This window comes from Saccharopolyspora sp. (assembly GCF_017434145.1).
Lineage (GTDB): Bacteria > Actinomycetota > Actinomycetes > Mycobacteriales > Pseudonocardiaceae > Saccharopolyspora_C > Saccharopolyspora_C galaxeae.
In genome coordinates, this window is record NZ_JAFRFW010000780.1 from 1 (window position 1) to 1,646 (window position 1,646).

Consider the following 1,646-nt stretch of genomic DNA (forward strand, 5'->3'; position numbering starts at 1 on the left):
ACGGCTCGGCCCTGTTCGTCGGCGTCCAAGGTGCAGGATTCGGCCCAATCCGCGGCGCCTTCGTCCGGCCGGACCTGCACGATCTGCACCGCACCGCACCGGGCGTCCGCGGCCTGGGCCCGCGGGTCCCGCGGCAGTGCGCGCGGGTTGAAGAACTGCACCACCCGCAGGCCGTTCAGCGGAGCGGGGCGTCCCAGGTGGTACGTGCGGACCGGTACCCGCGCGGTGCCGTCCCCCGCACTGCCGTCCCGCTCGGTGCTGTCTCCCTCGGTGCTGTCTCCCTCGGCGGGGTCGAGGAACAGGCAGGAGTCGTCGATCCGCACGACCGACTCCTCCTCGGCGAGCAGCACCGCGGACTCCTGCCCCTCGCGGACGAGCACCAGCGGCTCGTCCTCGGCTGCGGCGCATCCCGGCTCGGTCGCAACGGTGACCAGCCCGCCGGTCCGCTCGGTGTCCGCGCGGTAGGCGCTACTGGGCAACCGCGCGACCAGCTGCCCGGAGCCGCGCGTGCGCAGCTGCAGATCTCCCAGGTCCAGCCGCGGCCCGAGCCGGTGCACCCCGTCCGGACCGGGCTCCGGGCTCCGTCCCAGCGCGGGCACCGCGGTGATCAGGTCGAAGGTCGTGTGCTCGCCGGTCACCTGCACCGCGGCGTTGTGCAGCGGAGCCGGTTCACCGCGCCGGCGGGGTTCGCGCGCGGTGAGCAACCGCCCCGCCGGACAAGTGCGCTCTTCCGCGGGGTCGCGGGCAGCGATGGTGCCGCGCACCTGCCAGACGTTCGGGGTGTCGTTGTCTCGCGGTGCGGCCATGTTGCTCAGCGCGTAGCGGACGACCAGACCGCCTGGGCCCGCCGCGGCGCGCAGCAGCCGTACCGCCTCGGAAGTCTCCGCCTCGGGTAACCACTCCAGGCCGTCGGCGTCCACGGCGAACTGATGCACGACAGAGCGCCGGAACCAGGATTCCAGCGGGTGCTCGCCGACTCCGTGCACGTGCTGCGAGTTCTGCCAGCGAGGTGGCTGCGGGCCGTCGACCGCGCCGACCGCCATGTACCCGGTGTCGTGCGAGCGACCCTGGCGCCCGAAGCAGAACTGACCCGCCAGCACGGTGGTGGTCCAGTTGGACGCCGGGTCGACGTCGAAGACGCGAGCCCGGTTGTGCGTGGTCGCCAGGTGCTCGTTGAAGTGCCCCCACAGGTCCACCGCCCGCCCGAGCACCGGATCCTGCGCACCGGCCGCGCCCGGCACGCGCTCCCACCCGGTGATGCGGGCGTCCAGCCAGAAGTGCCCGTTGCCGCCGAAGTTCCAGCCCTTGGCGGTGCCGAACCGCCCGTCCGGCCGGAGCCGGCCGTCGGGTTCGAAGCGCTCGCCGAGCCCGTCGAGGTGCTCGTGGTACTCCGCGGCAGGCCGGTCCCGCGGGAACGGCGTGCCGTCCGCGGTCAGCGCCTCGTTCGCGGCCAGGTCGTAGCGCCCGCTGCGCGGGCCGGTGGGCAGCCGGGTGATCGCCGTACCGGCGAAGTGCAGCCGGGGCAGGTCGAAGATGCTCACTGTTTCCCCCTGTTCACCGCTGCGCCGCGCGGGCGCTCACGATCGTTGCGCGCGGTCGGCCGCACCGGTCCGCAACGCCGCGTCCACGGCGCCGGTGACGGCCAG

General features: G+C 74.1%; 1 protein-coding gene. It reads right to left on the reverse strand.

The window, feature by feature from the left end; genetic code table 11:
- A partial coding sequence (locus tag IJH84_RS21025; protein ID WP_295148003.1) for a hypothetical protein occupies window positions 1–1,541 on the reverse strand: 1,541 nt, incomplete at its 3' end.
- Window positions 1,542–1,646 lie beyond the last annotated feature (105 nt).